The 25,690-nt window shown below is 68.8% G+C and carries 21 protein-coding genes and 1 pseudogene; 5 read left to right on the forward strand and 17 right to left on the reverse strand.

What is annotated here, in order from left to right:
* Positions 1–16: 16 nt before the first annotated feature.
* On the forward strand, positions 17–880 hold the full coding sequence (locus tag JD77_RS29170) for a hypothetical protein (RefSeq protein ID WP_145777060.1): 864 nt from the start codon (positions 17–19) through the stop codon (positions 878–880).
* Between the two features lie 48 nt (positions 881–928).
* Here the strand turns inward: JD77_RS29170 and JD77_RS29175 are convergent, their stop codons facing one another.
* Complete coding sequence (locus JD77_RS29175; RefSeq protein ID WP_387228668.1) at positions 929–2,713, reverse strand: 2-isopropylmalate synthase; 1,785 nt, start codon at positions 2,711–2,713, stop codon at positions 929–931.
* 177 nt (positions 2,714–2,890) lie between these two features.
* Here JD77_RS29175 and JD77_RS29180 point away from each other — a divergent pair, with 177 nt between their 5' ends.
* Positions 2,891–3,559 carry a FadR/GntR family transcriptional regulator gene (locus JD77_RS29180; RefSeq protein WP_145777061.1) on the forward strand — a complete coding sequence of 223 codons (669 nt, stop codon included), beginning with the start codon at positions 2,891–2,893 and terminating at the stop codon, positions 3,557–3,559.
* On the forward strand, positions 3,559–4,374 hold the full coding sequence (locus tag JD77_RS29185; RefSeq protein ID WP_211372732.1) for an ABC transporter ATP-binding protein: 816 nt from the start codon (positions 3,559–3,561) through the stop codon (positions 4,372–4,374). Before JD77_RS29180 ends, JD77_RS29185 begins: the two co-directional genes overlap by 1 nt.
* A 90-nt stretch (positions 4,375–4,464) precedes the next feature.
* Here JD77_RS29185 and tcuB read toward each other — a convergent pair whose 3' ends face one another.
* The 9 genes and pseudogenes from tcuB to JD77_RS29220 form a co-directional block, all read right to left on the reverse strand.
* A complete protein-coding gene (gene tcuB / locus JD77_RS29190) occupies positions 4,465–5,799 on the reverse strand; it encodes a tricarballylate utilization 4Fe-4S protein TcuB (protein WP_145777063.1) in 1,335 nt (444 codons plus the stop codon).
* Positions 5,786–6,103: an FAD-binding protein gene (locus JD77_RS35785; RefSeq protein WP_425463579.1), complete on the reverse strand. Its 318-nt coding sequence runs from the start codon at positions 6,101–6,103 to the stop codon at positions 5,786–5,788. The genes tcuB and JD77_RS35785 overlap by 14 nt, the downstream gene beginning before the upstream one ends.
* 29 nt (positions 6,104–6,132) lie before the next feature.
* Positions 6,133–7,227: pseudogene (gene tcuA / locus JD77_RS29195) on the reverse strand (FAD-dependent tricarballylate dehydrogenase TcuA); the annotation flags it as partial.
* Complete coding sequence (locus JD77_RS29200; RefSeq protein WP_211372733.1) at positions 7,224–8,378, reverse strand: isocitrate/isopropylmalate dehydrogenase family protein; 1,155 nt, start codon at positions 8,376–8,378, stop codon at positions 7,224–7,226. The gene JD77_RS29200 and the pseudogene tcuA, both read right to left, overlap by 4 nt.
* 33 nt (positions 8,379–8,411) lie before the next feature.
* The gene (locus JD77_RS33090) at positions 8,412–8,519 is read right to left on the reverse strand and encodes a membrane dipeptidase (protein ID WP_211372734.1); all 108 of its coding nucleotides are present in this window, start codon (positions 8,517–8,519) and stop codon (positions 8,412–8,414) included.
* Positions 8,520–8,725: 206 nt separating this feature from the next.
* On the reverse strand, positions 8,726–9,811 hold the full coding sequence (locus JD77_RS29205; RefSeq protein WP_170286590.1) for an ArsR/SmtB family transcription factor: 1,086 nt from the start codon (positions 9,809–9,811) through the stop codon (positions 8,726–8,728).
* On the reverse strand, positions 9,795–10,151 hold the full coding sequence (locus JD77_RS33095) for a hypothetical protein (RefSeq protein WP_211372735.1): 357 nt from the start codon (positions 10,149–10,151) through the stop codon (positions 9,795–9,797). Before JD77_RS33095 ends, JD77_RS29205 begins: the two co-directional genes overlap by 17 nt.
* A gap of 486 nt (positions 10,152–10,637) precedes the next feature.
* Positions 10,638–11,351, reverse strand: coding sequence for an SDR family oxidoreductase (locus JD77_RS29215; protein WP_145777065.1), 714 nt, complete (start codon positions 11,349–11,351; stop codon positions 10,638–10,640).
* Between the two features lie 279 nt (positions 11,352–11,630).
* Positions 11,631–12,473 (reverse strand): class I SAM-dependent methyltransferase, encoded by an 843-nt coding sequence (locus tag JD77_RS29220; RefSeq protein WP_170286591.1) that lies wholly within the window; start codon positions 12,471–12,473, stop codon positions 11,631–11,633.
* A gap of 1,121 nt (positions 12,474–13,594) precedes the next feature.
* Here JD77_RS29220 and JD77_RS29225 point away from each other — a divergent pair.
* Together JD77_RS29225 and JD77_RS29230 are read left to right on the forward strand one after the other, a co-directional pair.
* Complete coding sequence (locus tag JD77_RS29225; protein WP_211372736.1) at positions 13,595–14,077, forward strand: CAP domain-containing protein; 483 nt, start codon at positions 13,595–13,597, stop codon at positions 14,075–14,077.
* 85 nt (positions 14,078–14,162) lie between these two features.
* Positions 14,163–14,552, forward strand: a complete 390-nt coding sequence (locus JD77_RS29230; protein ID WP_145777067.1) for a hypothetical protein — start codon at positions 14,163–14,165, stop codon at positions 14,550–14,552.
* A gap of 16 nt (positions 14,553–14,568) precedes the next feature.
* Here JD77_RS29230 and JD77_RS29235 read toward each other — a convergent pair whose 3' ends face one another.
* The 7 genes from JD77_RS29235 to JD77_RS29265 form a co-directional block, all read right to left on the reverse strand.
* Positions 14,569–15,498 carry a hydroxymethylglutaryl-CoA lyase gene (locus tag JD77_RS29235; protein ID WP_246141080.1) on the reverse strand — a complete coding sequence of 310 codons (930 nt, stop codon included), beginning with the start codon at positions 15,496–15,498 and terminating at the stop codon, positions 14,569–14,571.
* Positions 15,499–15,509: 11 nt separating this feature from the next.
* Positions 15,510–16,304 carry an enoyl-CoA hydratase/isomerase family protein gene (locus tag JD77_RS29240; RefSeq protein WP_145777069.1) on the reverse strand — a complete coding sequence of 265 codons (795 nt, stop codon included), beginning with the start codon at positions 16,302–16,304 and terminating at the stop codon, positions 15,510–15,512.
* Positions 16,305–17,561 (reverse strand): CaiB/BaiF CoA transferase family protein, encoded by a 1,257-nt coding sequence (locus tag JD77_RS29245; RefSeq protein WP_145777070.1) that lies wholly within the window; start codon positions 17,559–17,561, stop codon positions 16,305–16,307. It abuts the gene before it with no gap.
* A gap of 169 nt (positions 17,562–17,730) precedes the next feature.
* Entirely contained in the window at positions 17,731–19,893 is a 2,163-nt protein-coding gene (locus JD77_RS29250; RefSeq protein ID WP_211372737.1) for a hydantoinase B/oxoprolinase family protein, read from the reverse strand.
* Positions 19,894–19,911: 18 nt separating this feature from the next.
* Positions 19,912–21,963, reverse strand: a complete 2,052-nt coding sequence (locus JD77_RS29255; protein WP_145777071.1) for a hydantoinase/oxoprolinase family protein — start codon at positions 21,961–21,963, stop codon at positions 19,912–19,914.
* Positions 21,964–22,006: 43 nt separating this feature from the next.
* A complete protein-coding gene (locus JD77_RS29260; RefSeq protein WP_145777072.1) occupies positions 22,007–23,290 on the reverse strand; it encodes a hydroxymethylglutaryl-CoA reductase, degradative in 1,284 nt (427 codons plus the stop codon).
* 158 nt (positions 23,291–23,448) lie between these two features.
* Complete coding sequence (locus JD77_RS29265; RefSeq protein WP_170286592.1) at positions 23,449–25,386, reverse strand: helix-turn-helix domain-containing protein; 1,938 nt, start codon at positions 25,384–25,386, stop codon at positions 23,449–23,451.
* Positions 25,387–25,690 lie beyond the last annotated feature (304 nt).

The following is a 25,690-nucleotide window of genomic DNA, read 5'->3' on the forward strand; positions in this document are numbered from 1 at the left end:
CCGTAGCCTCCGGATCGTGATCGCCGCGGCGCTGGCCTTCGGGTTGTCCGCCTGCAGAGACAACCAGGCGCCGGCCGCCGCTCCCCGCACCGGCAACACCATCGGCGGCGCCAACGTGTCGGTGGCCGGCTACCCCGGCCTCTACTACGACGCCTCGCTCGTCTCCGCCGTCCCGGCCGCCGACGATCACCTGCGCCTGGTGGGTGCCATGACCTGCCCGCAGATGGACGCCATGCTGTCGGCCGGGCAGTGGCGAGTGGCGGATCGCCTGTCGCTGCCACCCGGATCGGCCGGCGCGGCCATCGCGGGAATCGTGCCGGGTCTGTTGCTGGAGCGGGCAGGCACACTGGCCTTCGTCGCGCTCAAGGGCGACCGCGCATTGTGTACGGGCACGGTGATGAAGGCCGGAATCGACGGAATCGCGCTCACGGGCAAGGGGTTGCCGGGTCCCACCACCGGCTGGTCGGCGACGACGATGTGCATCAGACTCGGCGACGACACGCTGAACGTCAGCCTCTACTTCGACACCAGGGCGAAGATCGGCGGACTGGCCACCGTCACGCTGGTGGGCAAGAACGAAAAGTACACGGTGGACGGCAGTGGCAGCGACTTCAACATCTTGATGCTCAACCACAAGTCAACCGTGCTCGACGCCTTCGGCAAGGCGTTCTCCGGTCAGGAGAAGCCCGCCGGGGTCACGATGCGGTCCCTCGAACCCGGCGACGCGTTCAGCGGAACGGCGACCGTCGACGCCACCGCCGCGGACCGGCCCCACGGTACGTTCAGCATCACTGGTCTGGTCGATGATGCGACGGAGGCCACGGTCGGCCTCAGCCTGCCGTTCGCCTGCGCCGACGTACAAGTGATCAAGGCTGGCTAGGCTAGCCGCGACACAGGCCGACGGTCATCGCGGTTCTCCCGTGGTAGGTCATCTTCGACCTGCCAGGGCGCTTGCCGTCGAGTTTGCCGCGCGGATGACCGCGTTCAGCGTGGCGGTGAGCACGGAGCGGTCGACGCCGCCCGTCCAGCTGATGCCGTCGGGGGCCCGGTGTTCCAGGAGGGTGAGTGCGTCGCTGTCGCTGCCGGCCCGGATGCTGGTCTGATGCAGGCTCAGGACGTCGACGGGTCGGCCGTGGGCGGCGAGTGCCGAGGTGAGCGCCTCGACGGGGCCAGTCTCGCTGTGGGTGCTCGTGTGCACCTCGCCGTCCACGCGCAGTGTGACGGTGGTGGTGACTCGCCCGCCGGCTTCGGTGGTCTCGTAGCTCATCAGCGCCACGTCGGCGATTGTCCCGTCGGACAGGTACGCCTCCTGGAAGATCGCCCACAGCTGGGCGGCCGACAGCTCGGTGCCGGTCGCGTCGGTGTGGTACTGCACGTGTCGTGCGAGGTCGATCTGGAGCCGGCGCGGCAGTTCAATGCCGTACCGGGTCTCCAAGAGGTAGCTGATGCCGCCTTTTCCGGACTGGGAGTTGACCCGGATGACGGCGTCGTAGGAGCGTCCGATGTCGGCAGGGTCGATGGGCAGATACGGCACCCGCCACTCGATCTCCCGCTCCGGGCGCCTTTGGACGGTCGCGCGGGCGTGGTGCTCGGCGAAGCCCTTCTTGATGGCGTCCTGGTGGGTACCGCTGAAGGCTGTGTGGACGAGGTCGCCGGCGTAGGGGTGGCGGGGGTGCAGCTCGAGTTGATTGCAGTGCTCGACGGTGCGGCGGATCTCGCCGATGTCGGAGAAGTCGATCATCGGGTCGACGCCTTGTGCGTGCAGGTTGAGCGCCAGCGTCGCGATGTCGACGTTGCCGGTGCGCTCACCGTTGCCGAAGACGCAGCCCTCGACGCGCTGCGCTCCGGCAAGTACGGCAAGCTCGGCGCAGGCGATGCCAGTGCCGCGGTCGTTGTGCGGGTGGACCGAGAGTATGACGCTTTCGCGGCGGGTGAGGTTCTTGTGCATGTACTCGATCTGGTCGGCGTACACGTTCGGGGTCGCGATCTCGACGGTCGCCGGCAGGTTGAGGATCACGGGCCGCTCCGGCGCGGCATCCCACAGCGTCGTGATGGCGTCGCAGATGTCGAGGACGTAGTCGGGCTCAGTCAGGTTGAAGACCTCGGGCGAGAACTCGAACCTCGCGTTCGGCATCCCCTCGGTGAGTTTCAGGACGTCACGTCCACCGGCGAGGATCAGCTCCTTCAGCTCACTCGCCGGATGACCGAGCACGACGTCACGCCAAACCGGTGCGGTCGCGGTGTACATGTGGATCACGACGGGGTTCGCGATGCCCCGGACTGATTCCACCGTCCGCTCGATCAGGTCGCGGCGGGCCGGGGTGAAGACCACGATCGTGACGTCGTCGGGGGCGATGTCGGCCTCGGCGATGAGGCGGACAAAATCGAAGTCGGTCTGTGATGCCGACGGATAGCCGACCTCGATCTCCTTGTAGCCCATCGCCACCATCAGCTCGAAGAACCGCTGCTTGCGGGCCGGGTCCATCGGCTCGGGCAGGGCCTGGTTGCCATCGCGGAGGTCGACCGGCACCCACAGCGGCGCCCGTGTCAGGCGGCAGTTCGGCCACTCACGCTCGGTGAGCGGGATCTCGACCCGGGCGTAGACGTCGCGGTAGCGGTGCGACGGCATCTGCGAGTGCCGCTGGCGGTTCCAGGCCGGTGCGTCGTACGGAACCGGGCCGGCTGGCGTGGCGATGGTGGGGAATGCAGACATGATGGCCGTTCCTTCTCGGAATCTATCGGAGGGCGAACCGGCGCACGTGTCGGCTCCACGGAGGGGAGCCGGTCCGACTAGGCCCCACCGTGGCGACGAAGGAGGAGCGCCATCTGCGTCAGCACATCGGCACCATAGCACAACTCCTCAGACAAGCAGAGGAGTAGTATCCGGTACGTGGAACAGGTAAGACGCACATCGCTGGCCGACCAAGCTGCCGGGCTCCTCCTCGCACGCATCCGGTCAGGCGAGTGGGAACTCGGCGCCAAGCTTCCTGGCGAGACGACTCTGGCGCCCCAGCTCGGTGTCGGCCGGTCGACCGTGCGCGAGGCCATCCGGCAACTGGCGGGCCGCGGAGTGCTGCAGTCCCGACAAGGTGCAGGCGTCTTCGTCACCGCGCTCGACGCCCCTGAGGACTGGGACCTGATTCTGCGACGGGCAGACATCAGCGCCGTCATCGAGGCACGAATCGCGATCGAAGGAGAGGCCGCAGCACTGGCCGCCGAGCGGCGGACACCCGCCGACCTACGCGCGATGCGCCGCGCCCTCGAGCGCCGCCGGGAGCAGCGTGCCGCCATCGAAGAGCATGTTGGCACCGACATGGCGTTTCACCGCAGCATCATCGCGGCCTCACACAACGAGATTTTGGCCGGACTGTTCGACGACTTCGTGCCCCGCCTGCGCGAGGCGATGGTCGAGATGCTCCGGATCCGGGGCCACTTCGGCGACGACGCCGACCATGATGCGCACGTCTGGGTGCTCGACGCCATCGTCGCTCGCGACGCCGACGCGGCTCGGGCGCTGAGCCGCGCACACCTCCGATCACTTCAAGAGGGCCTCACGTGATGACCACCGTTCTCGACCTGCGAAACGTGACCTTCAGACGCAACGAGAACACCATCGTCCGCGGCATCGACCTCACCGTTCGCGCCGGACAGCACTGGGCGCTCCTCGGACCGAACGGCGCTGGCAAGAGCACGGTCCTCTCCCTCTGTGGCGCACAGACCCACCCCACCTCCGGCACTGTCGAAGTGCTGGGGCGCCGGCTCGGACGCGTCGAACTGCAGGCTCTACGCCGCGACATCGGCCACGTCAATCCGCGCCATCCGCTACGTTCGCCACTGTCGGTCCGCGAGGTCGTGCTCACCGGCCTCACGGGCACGATCGAGACGCCACCGCGATGGACGCCGACGGTCGAGCAGATCGAGAGGGCCGACTCACTCATCGCCTCAGTAGGACTGGCTCAACGCCGAACAGCAACCTGGCCGACCCTCTCGCAGGGTGAACGGGGCCGCACGCTCATCGCTCGCGCCCTGGCCTGTGAACCCCGACTCCTTCTCCTCGACGAACCAACGACTGGCCTTGACGTCGCCGCACGTGAGCAACTGCTTGAAACGATCGACAATCTCCCCAACACCTCGCCCGACCTGGCGTCGATACTTGTCACGCACCACCTGGAAGAACTGCCAGCAACGACAACACACGCGCTGCTCATTTCCGGCGGCCGAATCACCGCCAGCGGCCCGGTCGAGGTCGTCGTCACGTCCGAGGAGATCTCGCGAGCCTTCCACCATCCGATCAACGTCAGTCGCTCTGGCGGCCGATGGCACGCACGAGCCCAATCCTCCTCTTCCGGCCCCATACCGGTGCCCACGCTGTAGCCCGGTCGACGAAGGTCACGTACGCGCGGGGCGGTAAACGAACGGTGTGACTCCTGATCAAGGAGCAGCACCTGATGACGGATGTCGTGATCACCGAGGTCGATACTGACCAGGTGGCGAAGCGTGGACCGGCGCGGCCGGCAGGAGACGGGGTTGACGATCAGCTCGTGGCCCAGGTGGCGGAACAGGCTCGCGCGGCGGGTCTGCCTGCCATCGCCTGCCGCCCGGTGGCGTCCGCTGGACGGGATGGACATCGACGCGCCGTGGCTCAGCTACGTCCCTTGTTGTTGCAGGTCGTGGCCGGCAGGGCCTTGCGCGGCTCCCGCACCACAGCCGGACTTCATGTCGACTTATCCACATTGTCCTTATAGATAGCCAGCAGGCGATAGATCCAGTGCACGAACTTGGTGTACGGCGTGATGGCGAAGGCGACGATGACCGCGGCCAGGTGCGCCACCAGGATCGGGCCGAACATCGGGCCGCTCGCAGGAAGAGGGTGAGCAGCCCGGTCACCGACAGGATCAGCAGCGCCCACAGCAGACCGTAGTCGGCTCGTCGCATCGACGGCGTGCCGAGTTCCGGGGCGGTGCGCCGTTTGAGCAGCATCAACCCCGCACAGCCGACGACCATGCCGAACCCGCCGATGGTCCCCGTGATGACCGGCACGGACAGGTACGGGTACGGCGGCATCAGGTGCAGGAACTCCTGCATGAACGCGGCCGAGGTGGTGGAGACCAGACAGAGGCCGAACCCGTAGGTGACCGCCAGGTGCAGACGACGCCGTAGCGGGCTCGGCACGTCGGCGGGATAGTCGCAGTCCTGGCCGCCACCCCGCATGTGCCGCAACTGCACTCCCTGAACCAGGGTCCGCGCCCACACTTTAGGCCGGGTGAGGTCCCGCAGCCTGCCGTGGGTGTCGCGCCAGTAGCGCGACACCGCCGCCGCGAGTACGACGATTGTCCAGAGGCTGGGCGCCGCCACCACGGCCACCATCACGAGGTGCGGAAGGATCTCGTACGGCGAACCCGGGTGCGCACCCGTGGAGTCCCCGGCACCGCCGGTGAGAGAGCTGAGCGCCACGAGCAGCACGAAGATCGCCACGAACCAGCCGGCGACGCCACGCCAGCCGTGCATCCATCCGGGCACGGTGGAGGGCCACACGTAGCTGCGGTACGTCTCCTCCCGTACCTGTGCGAACACCTTCGGCGGATTCAGGTCGAACTCGTGCGGCGGGGTGTACATGCAGGCGCTGAAGCAGTCCCGGCAGTCGTGGCACAGATTGGCCAGGTGGGTGATGTCGCCCCGGGTCAGTGTGCTCCGCAGCTCGAGCGCCGGCCAGACCGGGCAGTATCCGGCACAGTACCGGCAGGAGTTGCAGACGGTGAGCTGCCGCTCGGCCTCGGCGAACAGGTCATCCACGGGCATGGCGCGCCGCCTCTCGACCGGCGATGCGTCCCCACACCGTTCCGATGGTCATCCCGAAACCGGCCAGGTACCCGGTCGACAGAATGTTTCCCGACATGATCTCCCCTGCAGCGAAGACGTTGCGGAACACGCCGCCGTCCTGGCGCCGGACGTGTGCCTGTTCGGTGACCGCCACACCGAGGTAGGTGAAGGTGATCCCCGGCCGCATCGCCACGCCGTAGAACGGCGGCCGGTCGATGCGCTGGGCCCAGTTGCTCTTGGGCGGATCGAGGCCGACCGTGGACAAGCCGTCCCGCTCCGCCATCTGAACCGGCCGCCCGGGCCGCGGTCGACCGCCGCGTTGTACCGGGCGACGGTCTCCTCGACCGCAAGCGGATCGAGGTCGAACCGCGAGGCCAGCTCGCCGATGCTCGGCGCCGCCGACACCCCGTACATCGGGGGAAGGAACAGTCCGTGCACCTTGCTGTCCCACAGGGAGTACGCGATCTGATCGGGTTGCACCGCGATGTTGCGTCCCCAGATGGCGTACCGCTTGGGCCAGATGTCCTCGCCCTCGTCGTAGAACCGCCGCCCGTCCCGGTTGACCACGATTCCGAACGGGATGGTGTCCAGCCGGGTGGCGATGCCCCCGTCGAACTTCGGGCTGCGTGCGTCCACCGCGATGGCGTGGAAGCCGCGTTCCTCGCCGGCTCGTTCCGCGCCGGCGTCCAGCAGCTGGGCGAGGACCGTTCCGTCGTTGTACTTCGGGCCGCGCACGTGGTAGTTCAGCGCGGCGTCGCCCCAGTACCGCCGGAGCCAGTCGATGTTCGCCTCGAAGCCGCCGCTGGCGCAGACCACCGCCTTCGCGCGTACCCGCCGCCGCCCCTGGGCCACCCGAACGACGATCTCGGTGCAGGCATCGCCCGTGAAGCCCAGCTGCTCGACGCTCGCCTCGTACAGGACCACGATTCCGGCCCGCTCGGCCGCCCGGTAGTAGCTGTTCACCAGCGCCTTGCCGCCACCGAGGAAGAAGCGGTTGGTACGAGCCAGGGCCAGGGTTCCGGTCAGCGCGGGCTGCCAGCGCACGCCGTGGTCGGTCATCCAGCGCGGTACGGTCTCCGACTCCCGCACGGTCAACGCGGCCAGCGCCTCGTTGCTCGGCCCGGTGCCGACGCCGCCCAGGTCGGTCCACAACTCGTCATAGGTGTAGCGCCCGGTGTAGTAGGCGTCGGTGTAGTCGTGGACACAGCGGATGTTGCGGGTGTGCCGGCTGTTGCCGCCGCGGAACACCGTTGGCGCGCGCTCCAGCAACAGCACCCGGGCGCCATGGTCACGGGCGCTGAGTGCGCTCACCAGGGCCGCGTTGCCGCCGCCGATCACCACGACGTCCCATGGCTCGTCCAACGCCCCGTTCCGGGCTGGGGCGGAACCCTTCGGCGAGGTGATCATGGCAGGTGGTCCAGTACGGCGCTGGTGACGGCGCGGGTGCCGCCGCGCGGGCACCCGGTCGGCTCGATCTGGACGGCCCCGTCGGCGAGCGCCGACTCGACGGCCCGGCGGACACGTCCGGCCGCCTCGGCCGCGCCCAGATGCTCGAGCAGCATCGCCGCGCTGAGGATCTGCGAGATCGGGTTCGCCAGGTCACGCCCCGCGATGCCCGGCGCGCTGCCGTGCACCGGCTCGAAGTACGAGGTACCAAGGCCGATGTTCCCGCTGGGGCACATGCCCAGTCCGCCGACGGTGGCGGCGCCGAGATCGCTGAGCAGGTCTCCCACGAAGTTCTCGGTGAGCACCACGTCGAAGTGCCGCGGCGTCATGACGAGGTCGTGCGCGGCCGCGTCCGAGTACCGGAAATCCAGCTCCACGTCGGGATACTCGGCGGCGACCTCGATCGTCACCTCGCGGAACAGGGCGAACGAGCGCAGCACCTTGCTCTTGTCGACCAGGGTGACCCGCCGGGTGCCGTCCGCCGGGGCGCCGTCCCGCGTTCGCGCCAACTCGAAGGCGAACCTCGCGACCCGGTCCACCCCGGCCCGGGACACGAAAAGCTGGTCGACGCAGGCGTCGCGGGTGCCCACGCCGAGGCCGCGGGACAGGTAGAGCCCCTCGGTGTTCTCCCGGACGATGACGTAGTCGATGTCGCCGGGACGGTGGATGGTCGGCGTGCGCACCCCGGGCAGCAGTCGGACCGGGCGCACGTTGGCGTACGTGTCGAGGCCGGTGCGGAGCACACCGCCGAGCAGTCCCGCCTCGGTGCCGTCGGGACGACGCACCTGGGGCAGGCCGACCGGTCCCTTGAGGACAGCGTCGACGTTGTTGCGGAACCGGTCCAGGGCACCCGGTTCGAGGTTGTCCCCGGTCTCGGCGTACAGGCCGGCGCCGCCGCGCTCGGTGACCAGGTCCAGTGTGATTCCGGCGCCGCGGACCGCGCGGGTCATCACGGTGGTCGCGGACTCGATCAGCTCCGGGCCGATGCCGTCGCCCTCGATGACCGCGACGCGGATCGTCCGGTGCCCTGCCGGGCCGCCGGCTGCGGGGTACCCGGCCGCTGAGCCGCCGGCGGCCGGGGGGCCGTCTGCCGGGTCGGGAGAGGTGGTCAACTCGCCTGTCCTGCCTTCCAGTCGATCCTGCGGTCAGCGCGGCCAGCACGCCCGCGCGACCCGCAGGATGTTGCCGCCGCAGACCGCGGCGATCTCCTCGTCGCGGTAGCCGTGGGTGACCAGCCACCGGATGACGTTCAACGTCCCCTCCGCGGGGTTCCCCACCCCGTCGACGAGCTCGATGGGGTGGACGGGATGCGCCGCCGACGCCGTCGAACAGGGCGCGCCGGCACGCCTCCCCGACCGCTGGCGCGGCCACGGCTCGTACCCCGTGGCAGGCGCGGCCGTGGGAGGGCGCAACGGCAGGCGCGGCCGTGGGGCGCCCGCGACGGCAGGCGCGGGGCCGGTCAGCGATACAGCAGCGCGAGCACCTGGGTACCGAGCTCGGACAGCCCCTGCGTCTCGAGCGAGTAGTAGACGTGCCGGCCCCGGCGTTCCGCCGTCACCAGTTCCGCCTCACGCAACGCCCGAAGGTGGCGCGAGACCTGAGGCTCGGTCATGCGCATCTTGTGGGCGAGGTCGACCGTCGTCCGTGGGGTACGCAGGATCGCGCGGCAGATCTGGATGCGCATGCCGTCGTGAAGCGCGCTGAGCCGCTTCATGGTCACGTCCAGGCCGTCCCCGGCCGCCGGGCCGATGGCGTACGCGATGACGACAGGCAGCCCGGGGTCGTGCTTGATGATCAGATGGGGGGCAAGGTAGAAGGAGGGGACGACGATCAAGCCACTCCCTGCCGGCTTCACCATCGCCTGGTTGACCTTGTCGAAAACCACCCGGTCCGGATCACGCCGGAGCGCCGCGGTGGGGCTCACCGACACGATTGCCGACACCCCACGCCGGGCGAGGTCGTTCTCCTTGCGCCGCGCGTCGTCGACGAGGCGCGATGCCAGCTGCGCCCACTCCTCGTGGAACCAGTCGTTGGTCACGGCGTGCAGGAAGTCCCGTAGGCCGGCCAACGCGGCGGCCGGCCGCTCGACGATCTCTACCGCCAACTCCAGCCGGGACAGCGACAGCCGCTCCACCCTGCGGAAGAACTCGCGCCGCGCCTGACAGTCCGTCCGGAGGTGACGCACATCGATATCTCTGGAAAATTCGATGAGCGACGGCGCGGACTGCTCGACGAACGCGTCAAGGTTCATCGCGCCCAGTTCGTCGAGTCGATCCTCGATCTGGGCCAGCCGACGGCCAGCCAGACTCACCGGCATGAGGTAACGAGCACGAATCGCTCCGTACAGGGGCAAGAAGTGCCGCGCGCGGGCGAGCAGCTCGCCCTGCCGCTCGTCGGCGTACGCCACACCGCGCACCCGCTGTCCCCGCGGATGGTGATCACCGTGAGTGATCGCATGAAGCATCGACCCAAGCTCCGCGAGCGGATCGACCCGGACGACCACCGCGTTCGCCCGAAGACCCGCCAGGCTAGCGGTCACGGCCACGGCGACCATGGTAATAGCCTGGCTCTCCAGCCCACCGGCGCTCGACCCGTCGGCCAGCAGTCCGCCGAGTACGGCCGGAACTCACATGATCCCTGACCGAGACTCGAAGCAGCGCGTCGACCTGCCCGTCGACGATCTCCTGGATCCGCGGCCGCAGCGCCTCCAACCGGCGCACCGTGAACTCGCCGAGCACGGCCTTGCGCGCCGGACCGTGCTCGGGCGCGTCCATAGCGATCAGAATGCGCTCCTCGTCCGGCCGCCGGGACGCTGCCTCGCCCCGGACCAGCTGCGGGAAGTCCGGATGCTGCCGGTCTGCGCTGAACCGCCGGTCGTTCAACACAATTCGCACGTCTTCGTGGCGGCTGACGACCCAGGCCCGCCCGCCGTCGGGCAGCCGAACCCGCGAGACCGGCTCTTCTTCGCGAATCTCTTCGTACGCCGGCGGCGGGCGGCTGGAGCAGGCGCTGGGCGTACGGCTGGGCGACAAGCCGGGCGCGGAGGTCAAACAGCAGATAGATCGCAGCAGCGACCCCGAGCGCCCAGCCACGAATTCTGGACCAGGCCCAGCCGAACAGCCGTAGAGGCGGGGCCCGAAGGCCGCTGAAGGCCAGGCAGCGGATCACGGTGCCGCGGTGCCGCGTCTTCTCGTGAGTCAAGATCGGCTGACAACTCGGGGCAGTCCTAGCGATGCGTTGGCGATAGCTGCGAGGGACGAATCAAGCAGCTTCCATCCCTCGCCGATGCTGCGCCGGACGTCGTCGTCGAGATGTCTGCCCCCCTCGCTGTCGACCATCAGGGCTCATCGCGTCGGCGGACATCGCCCAGTTCACGCTCCGCCGAGGCTGCCGCCGCCGTCAACGCGCAGCGTCTGGCCGGTGATGTAGCCGGCCTCGTCCGACAGCAGGAACGCGATCGCGGCGGCGATCTCCTCCGGGCGGCCGAACCGGCCCACCCGCGACGCGGCGCGGTACCGGGCGACGCTTTCCGAGCCTTCGGGGTTGTGCTGCCAGAACAGCGTGGTCTCCGTCGGCCCGGGAGCGACCGAGTTGACGGTGATCCCCGCCGGGCCGAGTTCGTTCGCCCAGGCCCGGGAGCAGAATTCCAGGGCGGCCTTCGCCGCCCCGTACGCCGTGCGGTCCAGTAGGCCCACCGTCACCACGCTGGAGACGTTGACGATCCGGCCCCACCCTCGCGCCCGCATCGACGGCAATGCCGCCTGCGTCACTTGAACCGCGGCCCTGACGTGCAGGTCGTAGAGCTCGGCCAGGTCGTCGAGGTCCACCGCGCCGATCATGCCCGCACGACCTATCCCGGCGTTGTTGACGACGGCGTCGACGGGACCGCCGGAGAGCACCTTCTCCAGCGCGACGTCCGTCGCCCTGCGGTCGGCCAGGTTCACCTCGTAGAACTCCCCGGGAAACTCTGCGGGTGCGGACCGTGCCAGGCCGACCAGCTCATGGCCGAGGCCCGCCAGCCGCTCCGCCAGGGAGTACCCGATTCCCTTTGACGCGCCGGTGATCAGCATCCTTCTCGTCGTCATCCCTCGCCCTTCCTGCCTTCATCTACTTTGGAGCGATCGTTTTTGGAAGAACCGGCCGCAAGACCTAGCGCATTTGGAACGATCGCTCCAAATGGAGGTAGGCTGGATTCATGCCACGCGGAAAGACCTTTGACCCCGACAGGAAGATCGACGAGGCGGTCGACCTGTTTTCGCGGCGCGGCTGCGACGCCGTCAGCATCCGCGATAGAGCACGTAAGCGCGTGGATTGACGTGTTACGAGGGTGACCATCCGGCTGGTCCCCGGCGACGTCCGCAAAATCAGTTTTGTCGCGGCACGGGCATGGTCGGCACGGGGGGACGCTGCCCCCATGCCGCGACACTTGCGATGCACAGGTCATCGAACGAAGGACTCTCAACCTGGTCGGCGAACTCCGCAAGATCGGCTGCAGTGATCCCGAACTGCGCATCCAGATCGGCCGCGATGTGCTCGGCGGTCAGCCGCCACGCTCGTCCCATCGGCGTGCCTCCAACACCATGGCTGGAGGCGTGGATCCCCGTATGGATCAGCCCATTCGCGCGCAACTGCGCAGGGAATGACCGAGACCAGCCGTAGTCACTTCCCATCCGTTTGGTGGCGACCGCCATGATCGCCTTGCTGACCTTGCGGTACAGCGGGTTCGGCGATGAGTCGAACGGGAACGGCCCCGTGTCTTCGAGGAGCAGCCAGCCACCTGGGGCCAGCCAGCGCACCACCTTGGCGAGCACGGCGTCACGGTCGATGAGGTGCTCGAACACAAACCTGGAACAGATCAGTTCGAAGCTGCCCTCCGGGAAGTCGTCGACAGTCACATCGTGCGCGATGACTCGCAGGTTCGACGGACGTCCTCCCTCGGGGATCAAGCTGGTATCGAGATCGGCTGCGATTACCTCGCCGTGAGGACACTGGGTCGCCAGCCAGTGTGCGATGGTGCCGACGCCAGATCCGATCTCCAAACAGTTCCAGCCGGGCTGGATGCCGAAGCGTTCGAGCCTGTGAATGGTGTCCTGGTCGAACGCTCCAGCCAGGGCGGTCAACCGCTCCGCCTCCGCATTGTCACTGTGCATGAAAAGAAGATGACCATAAGGCGTTGTGGTTGAATCCATGTCCTTAACCGTGCTCAAGTCGACCATTGTCGCCGCACCGCCTTCTACGGATAGTGACCAACGGGTTGGTAGGCAGGTGTAGTCCTCCCTGGCGACAGGGTTGGACATGCCTTAGCGGGGAATGCGAAGAGCAGCAACGCATGTTGCCTCACCATATCCCAGAGACGATCAACGGGATAGACCCTCGTCGCGTCATACGGTTTCGCGCGGCGCGCAACCGCTGCGTATCCGGCAACCATTTGCCCCGACTGATACTGCATCGATCTTCACCCAGCTCAACTACCACCTCACCGGCCCGGCCCGCGCCCCGGTGGGTTGTAGCGCACTACTGGTCCAGTGAAGGCGTCGCGGACGTATCGGCAGTTGGGAAAGGCGGCTGGTGCGACGAGTGCGGGTGTGGGTGCGGCGGTGAGGGCGGTGCCGGTCGCTGCGGGGCCGCCGACGGCGCCGCGTAGCAGGGTGCGTCGGGTGAAGGAGCCTTCCGGGACACGCGCCATCGCGGTTCCTCCGTTCGTGGGATGGGCCGAAGAGGTAGCGGAAGCGGGCCGTGACGGGTCAGCGGGTGGTGTTCGACGTCGCTGGGCGAGTGTCTGGTGTGGACGGCTTCGCTGGTTGACGAGTCTGCGCGCGTGGCCTCGGAGGCGTCAAGACGCTAATATCTATTAGCAACGCGAGAGCTCACCGGCGTGGCGACCGCGCCATGCGTGGATGGCGCTGCGGCGGGACTGCGAGCCCCAAGCCCGTCGTGGACGGGGTCGACTGTGCCCCCGCGGTCCCCGTCACCGCACGCCCGGGTCTCGCCCAGCGCCTCGGCCTCGCCCGCCACGTAGCCGGCCGGCTTCGGCGCCTGGTTCCCGCGCCGACGTGGGAGGATGACCGCGCGGCTGGTGTGAAGCGCCAGCGGAGCCCCCAGCCGCGCGGCCCCGGACGACGGCGCGAGCGGGCCCCGTGGGGCCGCGCAGCCGCCGCACTCCAACCTTGGTGGATCATCTACAAGCGGATCCGTGAGCAGCGACAGTCGAAGAGGACAGGACATGCCGAGGAGTAAGAAGCGTAAACGTCGGGACGGCTCGGTCGCGAAGTTCCGGGGAGCCGCGAACACGACGACGAGCGTGCCGCCACAGAGACGGTCTCATGAGGTGGACGAAGATGACGACTATTTCGTGGCGAGCTCCGGCGGGGCCGCGCACACTCGGTCTGCTCGGCCGGCGGTCAGCATCGGCCCTGACAACTACCGGACCCACCTCGAGGACACGGTGGTGCGCTTGACGAACCAAGCCAGAGCCAAGGCTGGCGTGCCCCCGCTGAAAATCAATGAACTGCTTCGCCAGGCGGCGCGCAGCCACAGCGCCGACATGGCGCGGCGCGGCTTCTTCTCCCACAACGACCCAGATGGCGTTACGCCCTTCGACCGGATGCGGTCACACGGGTACGCCCAGCCCGCCGCAGAAAATATTGCCAGGGGTCAGCGGCTGCCGCACGAGGTGATTCATTCCTGGCTGAACAGCCCTGGACATCGCGCTAATCTACTAAATCCCGAATTCTCCGTTATTGGCGTCGGCTTGCACCTCGACAGCGGCCCCTGGTGGACACAAAACTTCGGCTACCCGACCCAGGCGTAGTTTTCAACTCCAGACCAACGGTAACGCTGGTCAACTGGTCGTCGGCACTACAGATCTTGAAAGACATCCCAGGAGCCTGCATGGCGTGATCGTGGTCGAGTTCTTCGACGTAGGCGAGTCCCGCCAGGTGCCCTGGCCACGTCGCCCGCAAGCCGCCCGACTGCTGGCAGCTCTCGCCGACCCTGGCCGGAGGTTCGACGCGGTGGTCGTGGGAGAGTTCGAGCTAGCCTTCTACGGCAACCGGTTCCGCGACCTCGCGCCGCTGTTCCACCTGCACGGCGTGCGGCTGTGGCTGCCCGAGCCCAACGGACCGGTCGACGCCAGCAACGAGCTTCACCTGTCGCTGCTGGCCCTACTCGGCGTGCACTCGAAACGAGAGGTCCAACGCTCACGGTTCCGGGCCAAGGCGGCGATGCGCGCCCAAGTGGTCGAGCAAGGCCGTCACCTCGGTGGTGTTGAGCGCCGGCGGAGGTAGCCGCGGTTGGTGGGCGTCAGGCCTGGCCCCGGTCGCCGGTCGAGGCCATGGCCCGCACCACGCGCGAGGGACTCGGCCGTCTCAGGTGCTTCGCCATCCAGACACTGGCCTCGACGAGTTGCTCGAGGTTGACGCCGGTGTGGTAGCCCAGGCCGGTGAGCATCCAGACCAGGTCTTCGGTGGCGAGGTTGCCGGTGGCGCTCTGTGCGTAGGGGCAGCCGCCAATCCCGCCGGCCGACGCGTCGAACTCCGTGATTCCCGCGGTCAGCGCGGCGTGCACGTTGGCCAACGCCTGTCCGTAGGTGTCGTGGAAGTGCATGGCCAGGACGCCACGGGGGATGCCTGCTGCTTCCAGGCGTTCGACGAGCGCGAGCACGTGCCCGGGCGTGCCGACGCCGATCGTGTCGCCGAGGGACAGGCTCGTCGCGCCCATGTCGATGAGCCGTTCGGCTACGTGGACGACCTTGGCGAGCGCAACCGGTCCCTCCCAGGGGTCGCCGAAGCACATCGAGATGTAGCCCCTGACCGCGACGCCCGCGTCGCGGCTGCGCCGCACGACCGGCTCGAACATGGTGAGCGCTTCGTCGACCGAGCGGTTCAGGTTGTTCTTGGCGAAGGATTCGGTGGCGCTGGCGAAGACGGCGATCTCCCGGACACCGCTGGCCAGCGCGCGGTCGAGCCCTCGCTCGTTGGCCACGAGGACCGGGTGCCGGGCCGAGTCCAGGTCGACGCCGGCGACGACGTCGGCGGCGTCGGCCAGCTGCGGTACCCATTTCGGTGAGACGAAGCTGGTCAGCTCGATGGTTCGCAGGCCGGCCGCCAGTAGGCGCCGGATGAACTCGAGCTTCACGTCGGTGGCGACGAGCTGCTTCTCGGCCTGCAGGCCGTCCCGCGGGCCGACCTCATAGATGCGGACGGCATCGGGCATGCCGGGCTGCGCGACCACGCTGGGCAGGTTCATGACGAGCTCGGCTCCGGGTACGTGCGGGAGGGAAAGTTCGGACGACGACGTGCGTAGAAGGCCGACAGGCCTTCTCGTGCGTCGGCGGAGGTGAACGCCTTCTGCCCCAGCAGGGCCTCGTACCGGAAGGCCTGATCACTGGGCAGGTCGGCCAGGTACTGGACGGCTTCTTTGACGACGGCCATCGCCGTGCCGCTGTTCTGCGTCAGCCGCACCGCCCATGTCATCGCCGTGTCGAGCAGCGCGTCCGCGGGGACGACGTCGTTGAGCAGGCCGAACCGCAGGGCCGTGTCCGCGCTGATGCGGTCGCCGCCGAGCATCAGCTGCATCGCCCAGGCGTATGGGATCTGGCGGGTCAGCCGGACCAGCGTGCCGCCGGCCGGAACGACCCCGATGCCGACCTCGGGCAACCCGAACTCGGCGGTCGTGCTGGCGATGCGGATGTCGGTCGAGAGCATGATCTCGAACCCGCCGCCGAGGCAGAGGCCGTTGATCGCGGCGATGATCGGTTTGCGCTGCTGCACATGCTTCTGATGGGCGTGATCCCACTCCGAGATGTCGAAGCGTCCCTCGGCCAGCGCCGGGATCGATTCGGTCAGATCGGCGCCGACACAGAAGGCTCGTCCGCCTCGCCCGGTCAGCACCGCGACGGCGATCGCGGGGTCGGCGTGGACCTCGATCAGGGCGTCCCCCAGCTGCTGATACATCGCCAGGGTGAGGGAGTTGAGCTTGTCCGGCCGGTCGATGGTGACGACTGCGACCGCTTCGTGGCGTTCGAGGGTGATGGTCATTCAGACGACTCCCGCCGCGTGAAGTTCGGCGATGGATTCGTCGGTCAGGTCGGCCAGCGCCCGGAGCAGGACGTCGGTGTGCTCACCGACACGCGGTGCCAGACCTCGAGGCTGAGCGGGAGTGACGCCCAGCTTGATGGGTTGCCCGAACATCCGCAGCGGACCGAAGTCGGGGTACTCGACGTCGACAATCATGTCGCGTGCGGCGATCTGCGGGTCGTTCACGACCTCGTCCATCGTCTTGATCGCCGAGAGCGGGACCTGGTCGCCGGCGAGCGCCTCCAGTTCGGCCTTTGTCCGGTCGGCGAACCAGGCCAGCAGTTGGGGCTTGATCTTCCGTTCGTAGATGTCAGGCTTGAACCGCTTCGCCATGGTGTCGGTCTCGGGATCGTCGGCCAGCTCCGGCTGCCCGAACATCGCACAGGTCAGGCGCCAGAACTTGTCGGTGTAGCCGCCGAAAAAGACGAAGCCGTCCTTGCACGCGTAGAGTTCGTAGGGCTTGACGAACGGGTGGTTGTTGCCCAGCGGCGCCGGCACCGTCCCGTCCACCGTGTATGAGACGACTGCGTTCTCGGTGAGGCTCAAAACGGAGTCCTGCTGTGAGACGTCGACGAGCTGTCCTTGCCCGGTCGCCTCCGCATGGCGGAGCGCCGCGAGCGTACCGATGACGCCGTACATGGTTGCGGCGAGGTCTCCGATAATGGTCCCGACCCGGATCGGTGGCCGATCGGGGTAGCCGTTCATGGACCACAGACCGCCGGTGGCCTGCGCGGAGTTGTCGTAGGCCGGCCTGCGCCGGTACGGCCCTGTCTGCCCGAACCCGGACAGCGCCGTGTAAACGAGCGCCGGGTTGATCTTGTGCAGTTCCGCGGCGCCGACACCGAGTTTGTCCATCGTGCCGGGGCGGAAGTTCTCGACCAGGACGTGCGCCCGCTTGACCAGCGTGCGCAGCACCTCCTTCCCCTGCTCCTGGGACAGGTCCAGCGTAAGCCCGAGCTTGTTGCGGTTGAACTGGGCGAAGAATGCGCTGAAGCCGCTGTGTTCGTCACCGCCGAAGAACGGGGGGAAGCCGCGGGCGTAGTCCGGATCCTTGGGGTGTTCGATCTTGACGACCGTCGCGCCGAGGTCCGCCAGGATCTGCGAGCAGAAGGGGCCGGCGACCACGCGGGTGATGTCGAGGACGACCACGCCCGCGAGTGCGCCCGACGCGTTCCGTCCTGCCAGCAAGCCGTCCAGGCCGGCGAGCGGAGATGTCATGGGAGTTCTCCTTCTGCAGGGCCCCGGTCCGGTCGTACGCGGGGAGGTGGATCTGACGGCCGTGCGAGGGTCACCGACCGGCTCGGCGGAGGCGGCCGACCGCTGCCGTGTCCGGAGCCGTCCGACGGGTCGCGCGAGCAGGATGGTCATGCTCGCGCGACGCGATCGGTCAGGTGGACGGCAGTGGCTGCTCGTCGGCGACGCGGATCCGCGCCTCGAGCAACGTTCCGCAGGTGGGGCTATAGTACTCGTCGATCAGGACCGCGGGGGCGGCGCGTCGATCGCGGACCCGGACGCCGAGCTCGCCCAGCCGCGCGGCGGCGTCGGTCGTCCGCCGGACAGCGTCGGTACGCCAGTCCTCTGCCTCGCTGATGCGTGATCCGCTGGCCGGGCAGTACCACCCGTCGGCGTCCCGTCGCGGCGCCGACGCCGAGGTACCGATCGCTTCTGGGCGTACGGGCACGCTCGGCTGAACGCCGCCGAGCCGGTCTGCTCGCAGCTCGGCCCGGCGGGCGGCGGTGCGAGCCTCGTCGACCTTGCCGTCGGCGATGATCACCCCGTAGACGTCTCGGGCCACTGCGGCGGTGATGTAGGCGTCGTCGAGATCGGCGGCGACGCGGGCGGGGTCGCGCAGGAGTGGATCACCGTATCCACCGCCGCCGGCGATCCACTGCACGAAGACGTCTCCTGCCCGGATCGTCACGCCTGACTGGTTGATCGCCAGCAGCTCCTGGCTCCTCGATTTGAGACCACCCGGGCTCGGCACGACGGCCTGATCCAGCAGTTGGGCGACGTTGGTCTCCCGCCAGATCTCGTGCCCGCAGCCGCCGGCGGGCAGTCCGCCACCGAATCCGTCCGGTGGCACCTGGGCGCTCGGGGAGAAGACGGTCTGGGTGACGGTTTCGGCACCGTGCAGGGTCCAGGCGAAGTCGAGACCCAACCCACCGCGGAATGCGCCGTGCCCGGGGCTGGCCAGGTTGAGGCGCTTCCACAGGTAGAGCACCGGGTAGAGCATCTCGTTCATCTCGACGTCCGGCAGGGCGTTGTTCACCTGGGTCATCATGCCGGCGCAGTCGAGGCCGTCCCGCTCTGGCTGGGCACCGGCGCCGATGCCGCCGCCGTCCATGTTGAACAGCACGAAGAAGTCGCCGGCGTTGGTGTTGCCGGCTGAGATGCCGCCGGTCCAGCTGTCGGCCCAGACGCCCTGGCTGCGCTGCCGCATCTGCGGGTCGCTGCTGTGCTGGCATGCCTGGTTGAACAGCTTGGTCACCAGGCGGCTGACCCGAGCTCCGGTGGTGAGGTGGCCGTTGCTGATCGGGGCCGGCGGCGACGGGTTGACGATCGAGTTGTCGTCGACCAGGACGTCGAAGGCGGTCATGACACCTTCGTTGAAGGGCACGTCCCAGGCGATGATCGGCACGACGGAGGTGGCGATGCTGCCGACCAGCGCGCCGTAGCTGCAGTTGACGAAGCCGCCGGTCTGCGGGCTGGAGCCGCGGAAGTCGAGGGTGATGTGGTCGTCCTGCTTCGTCATCGTGCAGTGGACGCGGAACAGGTCGTCGTCGTGCCCGTTGTGTTCGGTCCACTCGTCGTCGGTGTATACGCCGTCGGGCAGCCGCCGGATGCGCTCGCGCACCACCTGCTCGGCCAGTTCGAAACTGAGCCGGGTGTACTCGCGGAACCGGTCGAGGCCGAACTCCTGCACCGTGGCCAGCAGTCGCTTGATCCCGGTGTTGTTGCTGGCGACCAGGCTGCGCACGTCGTTCCAGTAGAGGACCGGCACGCGCACGTTGTTGAGCAGCAGCCGGCGCACCGACTCCACGGGCTGGCCCCGGTCGTAGATCTTCACGCCGGGGGGCAGGCGCAGCGCCTCGGCGTAGCAGTCCAGTGCCGCGGGCGCGAATCCACCGGGCGTCATGCCGCCGACGTCGACGAGGTGGGCCTGGGACTGGGCCCAGCCGATCAGTTCGTCGCCGTAGAAGATCGGGGAGATGACGTTGGTGTCCGGTGGGTGGCTCGCGCCGGCGGTGTGCGGGTCGTTGCTGATGAAGGCGTCGCCGGGGTGCAGCGGCTCTCCCTCGACAGCCTTGATCAGGTTCTGGACGGCCACGCTGCCGGACCCGATGTGGAACTGGACGTAGTCGGAGTAGGACCAGATCCGGCCCTGGGCGTCGAAGAGGGCGGTGTTGAGGTCCCCGGCCTCGGTTATGACTGGTGATCCGGAAGAACGGATCATGGCGATCCCCATCTCCTCGACGATGGAGTCGAGGCGCATGCGCACGACCTCGAGGGTCACGGGGTCGTAGCCGGCGGGGATGCTGGTCGGTGCCACGGTCTCTCCTTCGGGCGGTCAGGCGTTGTCGAGGCGGATGAGGAAGTGGCCTCCGTCGACCACCTCGACGGTCGCTCGGGCGGGGACGAAGACGGTCGTGTCGGGCTCTTCGAGCAGGCAAGGGCCCATAGCCTTGCCGACCGCGCGGAAGCCACGGTGCACCTCCACGGTCATCAGCTCCGCGGTGGCCGGGTCCACGATCTGCCTGCGGTCGACGCGGTGTTCCTCGACGTCGGCGTCATCCAGGATGTGCTGGGAGTCGGTACGGCCGATGCCGCGAACCCGGCTGTTGACCACGAGGATCTCCGCCTCGGTCCAAGCGGTGCCGGAACCGAACTCTGCCTCGTAGTCGGCGATGAAGCGGCGCCGAAGATCGTCCTTGTGGTGCTCGCCGAAGCGGTCACCGGACAGCCGGGTGGTGACCTCGAAGATCTGACCGGCGAACTTCATGTCCGCCTCCCGGTAGAGCTCGCGCCGATCGTGCGGGATGCCCTCGGACTCAAACCACGATCGCGTGCGTTCCTCCAATGCCTGGAACGACTCCTCGAGAAGCTCGGCCGGTTGGTCGAAGGTCCACGGCGAGGTTTGGACGGCGGAGAAGACCGAGTCGGCGTGCATCAGCCCGAAGGCGGAGAAGACCGCCGCGTTGCGCGGCAGCACGATCTCGCTCACGCCCGTCTCGGCCGCGATGGCCGCCGCGAACAGGCCGCAGGCGCCGCCGAACCCGACGAGCGTGAACTCTCGCGGGTCGTGACCGCGATTGACCGTGACCTTGCGCAGTGCATTGGCCAGCTGCGACGCGGTCAGCCGGTAGATGCCCGCCGCGGCCTCCTCCTCGGTCAGGCCGAGCGGTCCGGCAACCTCGGCACGCAGGGCCTCCCGGGCCTCTTCGGGGTAGAGCGGCACCGACCCGCCGAGGTAGTAGTCGGCGTTGATCAGGCCCAGGACGAGCGCGGCGTCGGTGACGGCCGGGCGGTTGCCTCCCTTGCCGTAGCAGGCGGGACCGGGTGTGCTGCCTGCCGAGTGCGGGCCCACGCGCATGACCCCGCGGCCGTCGACCCAGGCCAGGCTGCCGCCGCCCGCGCCGATGGTCTCGATGTCGACGGCGGTGAGGCTGGTCTGCAGCCCACCGATCTGCGCGCGGGGAAGGACCCGCAACTGGCCGTCGATGATGGCGGCCGCGTCGAGGCTGGTGCCGCCCATGTCGGCGGTGAGAATGCTGCGTCGGCCCAGTCGCTGGCCGAGCAGCCGCGCGCCGGTGACGCCACCGACCGGCCCGGAGTTGAACATGGCGATCGGCGCCTTGCCGGTCTCCTCGACGGACAGGAAACCACCGTGTACCTGCATGATCTGTATCCGCTGCTGCAGGCCACGCGCGGCCAGCTCTTTGGCGAGTTGGTCGAAGTGCTCGGCGACCAGCGGCTTCACCGCGGCATCCAGCGCGGTGGTGACCATGCGCTCGTACTCCCGGTAGACCGGTGTCAGCTCGCTGGACAGGGTGTAGGGCACGCCGGGGTGGTGGGCATCGAGGTATCGGGCGATGGCCTGCTCGTGGGTCGGGTTGCGGAAGGACCACAGCAGGCAGACGGCGAGCGACTCAGCGCCCGCGGCGAACACCCTGTCCACCGCCGCGGCGATGCTCGCCTCGGCCAGCGGCACCAGGACGTTTCCTCGTGCGTCGACCCGTTCGGCCACCTCGACGATCCGGCGACGTGCGACGATCTCGGGTGCCGGGGCCATGGCGTGGGGATCGCGCTCATCAGTGCGCGCCGAGCGGGCGATGCGCAGGGTGTCGCGGAAGCCCTGCGTGGTCAGCAGGCCCACGGGTGCGTACTTCTGCTCGTCGACGGCGTTGGTGACGATCGTGTTGCCCAGCACCAGCCGGTCGACGGAGGTGTAGAAGGCCCGCTCCTGCATGCCGAGGCGCTCTTGGAGAACGCTCAGGGCAGCGAGGATACCGCTGGTGACGTCCTTGGTCGAGAAGGCCTTGCCACGCACGGCACGGCCGTCGATGACGGCGACAGCGTCCGTGAAGGTCCCGCCGACGTCGATACCCACGTACAGAGTCATGTCTCTCCTTCGGGAACGGTGCTTGGCGGAGCCGGCGGTCGGGTCACTGGGCGGCGCGCAGCTCGGCGAGGACCTTCTCGGCGTGCTCGCCGCGAATGGCGCGGTCGCTGATCAGCCGCGCAACGACCTTGTCGACCTCGTCGCCGCTCGCGCCCGCGGTCACCGCGATGTTGCGGGCGTGCAGCGACATGTGGCCGCGCTGAATGCCCTCGGTGGCGAGGGCCCGCATCGCGGCGAGGTTCTGCGCCAGCCCGGTGGCGACGATGACGTCAGCCAACTGCTGGGCGGTGGTGACGCCGAGGATGGCCAGGGCGGCCTGCGCCACCGGGTGGGCTTTGGTGGCGCCTCCGACGAGACCGACCGGCATCGGCAGTTCGAGGACGCCGACGAGGTCGCCGTCGGCGTCCTTCTCGTAGTGCGACAGCGAGGTGTACCGGCCGTCCGGGCCGACGGCATGCGAGTGCGCGCCGGCCTCCACCGCGCGTGTGTCGTTGCCGGTCGCCAGCACGACCGCGGTGATGCCGTTCATGATGCCCTTGTTGTGTGTGGCAGCCCGGTAGGGGTCGGCCTCGGCGAGCGCGGCGGCGTGCACGAGGTTGTCGACGATTTCGGGGCCACCGAGGCTCTCAGCGTCGAAGACGGCACGGGCCCGTGTGACGCGAAGGTCCGCCTTGTTCGTAAGGATGCGCAGCAGCGGCCGCCCGCCGGCGATCTCACCGACGCGGCTGGCGACGGCCTCCGCCATGGTGTTCACCGCGTTCGCTCCCATCGCGTCGCGAACATCGACCACGAGATGCGCGACCACGTAGGTCTGCACCTGGGAACGGACCAATCGGACGCGCAGCTCACGCGCGCCGCCGCCGAGCCGAATCAGCAACGGGTCCTGATCGTTGGCCAGTCGGAGGATCTCGTCTGCGGCCTCGAGTAGCCGAGCGCGAGCGGCCTCAGGGTCGACGACGTCGAGCACTTGCACCTGGGCCTGCATCAGCGGTGCCGTGCTGGAGGTGGTGAAGCCTCCTCGCACGCGGGCGATGCGGGCGGCGTTGCTGGCCGCCGCGACCACCGACGCCTCCTCGGTGGCCATCGGCACGAGTACGTCACGGCCATTGATCGTGAAGTTGGTGGCCACGCCGACCGGGAGGCTCATCACGCCGATGACGTTCTCGATGAGGTGATTGGCCTGTTCCACCTGCAGCCCAGACGCGGGTTCCAGCACGTCAAGACGCGCCAGTTCCACGCCGGTGTTCTCTGCGATGAGCCGGCGCCGCTCCGCTACCGTACGGTCACGCAACCCGGCCAGCCTGCTGGTGGTGGAGGTGGTGGTCATCGTTCCTCCTCGCGCGGCGAGGGCCGCGCCTGTGGTTTGCCGACAGCGAACTGGTTCCGCCTGTCGACCCACGCTAGAAGCAGGTGATCTGCACCACCATAGATCAGAAATCCAGTATCAATTAGCAGCAGGTAGATGTTTCATCCATGTGATAGCCGTCAGATGGTCACCAGGCGGTGCAGGCGCACGGCGATGGCGACCCGGAACCGCCGCTCCGGCGTCCGCCAGTCCGCGCCCAGAAGCTCGTCGACCCGATCCAGCCGCTGCAACACCGTGTTCACGTGGACGCCAAGCGCGCGGGCGGTCCGGGCCGGGCTGCCCTGCTGATCGAGGTACAGGGCCAGCGTCTCCAGCAGCTCGGTACGCCGTTCGGCGTCCCAGGTGAGCACCGGGCCGATCAGTTCGCGGGTGAACGCCTTGACGTCCACGGCGCTGTCACCGAACAGCGCGAGGTAGGGCGCGTAGGCGTCGACGCTGGTGACGCCGGACGCCACGCCGAGACGATCCAGCAGCCGCACGCAGTCGGCCGCCTGGGACCACCGGTGGGCGAGATCACTCAGCGCGCCGGGACGGCCGACGACGACAAGGGCCTCCCGGCCGATCGCCGTACGCACCCGCCGAGCCACGGCCGCGCCGGCCCGCTCACCGCTCTCGTCGGGGGACAACACGGCGACCAGCGCGCCCTGCTCGCCGGCGAGCACTGCGACAGCCGGGTCCTGCAGGGCCCGCACAGCCGCCGGCCGGTCGTCGTCGCGGACCCACACGGCGATGGGCACGCGCGCGGCCTGCAGATCGACATGGCGGGCGCGGGCCCGTTGGCGCAGGTGCGCATCGTGTGGCCGTGACGAATCCAGCAGGTCGGCGAGCAGCTCACCACGGACCTGCTCCTCGGCGCGTACGACGGCGTCCTGCTGCAGGGTTTGCAGCGCCAGGATGAGCCCGGCACGCTCGACCGTGCGCTTGTCGACCGCGCCGAAGTGCTCCGCACCCGAGCCGACGATGATGGCGCCCAGCGTCGACCGCCCCGCCACCGCCGCCGCCACGCCGTACACGTCGGCCGAGGGCACCTCGACGAGCTGACCCGACCAGCTGCTCTCGTCGAGCGCCGCGGCGATCGCGGTGGTGGATTGGAAGGACAGCGGGACCGGGCTGCCGTTCGCGTCGGTCGCGGCCACCGCCGTCAGTGAACGGTCGGTGATCACCACGGCGCGGCGCAAGGCGCGGCTGAGGGTTGCGGCGATGCCCCCGGCGTCCCCGCCGCCGAGCACCACAGCGGTGAGCTCCTCGTGCACCTGCGCGGCCCGCTCCACCGCAGCCGCGTGCCGCGCGGCCTCGGCCGACGCCTTCTCGGCCTCCCGCGCCGAGCGATGGGCGATCTCCAACAGCTCGACGGTCTGCAACACAACCGCCGCGTGATCGGCGAAGGCGGACAGCAGCGCCACCTCGTCGGCGGTGAAGCGGTGGTCGCTGCGGTAGGCGGCGAACAGCACGCCGAGCACCTCGCTCCCGGCCAGCAGCGGCACCCCGAGCAGCGAGACCAGTCCTTCGCCCGCCACCGCGGCGTCGATCTGCGGGTCGTGGCGGACATGGGCGGTCGGGTAGCCGCTGATCCAGCGCGGCGCCCGGGTCTGCGCCACCTCGCTGGCCAGGCCCGCGCCCGGCGGGACACGCAGCCGCCGGAACGCTTCGGTGATCGCCCCCAGCGTCGAGCTGACCCGCAGCTCACCAGTTCCTTGGTCGAACTCCGACAGGTACATCACGTCGCTGCCCACCAGATCGTGAGCGCGTTGCACCAGCCGATCCAGCAGCGGGCCGACACTGCGCAGCTCGGCCAGCTCCCGGGCGCTGGAGAACAGCGCCGACAGCTGCTGGTCGCGGCGCCGCCATCGGCTGACCGCGGCGTGAACCTCGCCGACCCGGCGCCGCAACTCGGCGCCCTGCGCCGCCGTGCCACCCTCAGTCAACCGGTCCAACACATCCGCTGGGACCTCCTGGCCAGCCGTCAACCCGTCCAGCAGGGCCAGCACGGCGTCGACGCCGCCGGTCGTTGGCCGCCGGCCCGGCCCCACCGCCAGCTTGCTAGACGGATCAACCATCAGCTGCCCCTCCCGCCTGGATGACTCGTACATGGTCGCACACGTCACGTCGTTTCAACGTGTCCCGAAATCCGCCATCAGCCTGGGCCGCTGCCGCACGCCTCGAAGAGCATCAAGCAGGCCCTGGTACTGGTGCTCCAGCGCACCGGCACCGCCCGACAGTACGTCGAGGGCAATTCAGAAGCAGGCCGGCGCCCATGGATGTCAGGGTGAGCAGGATCGGTGTGGGCTCGCGACCTGCGCCGGTGTGCTGATGAGAGACCGTCGGATAACCAGCTCGGGTGATTTGGACGGCGATGCACGT

The sequence above is a fragment of the Micromonospora olivasterospora genome (assembly GCF_007830265.1).
GTDB lineage: Bacteria > Actinomycetota > Actinomycetes > Mycobacteriales > Micromonosporaceae > Micromonospora > Micromonospora olivasterospora.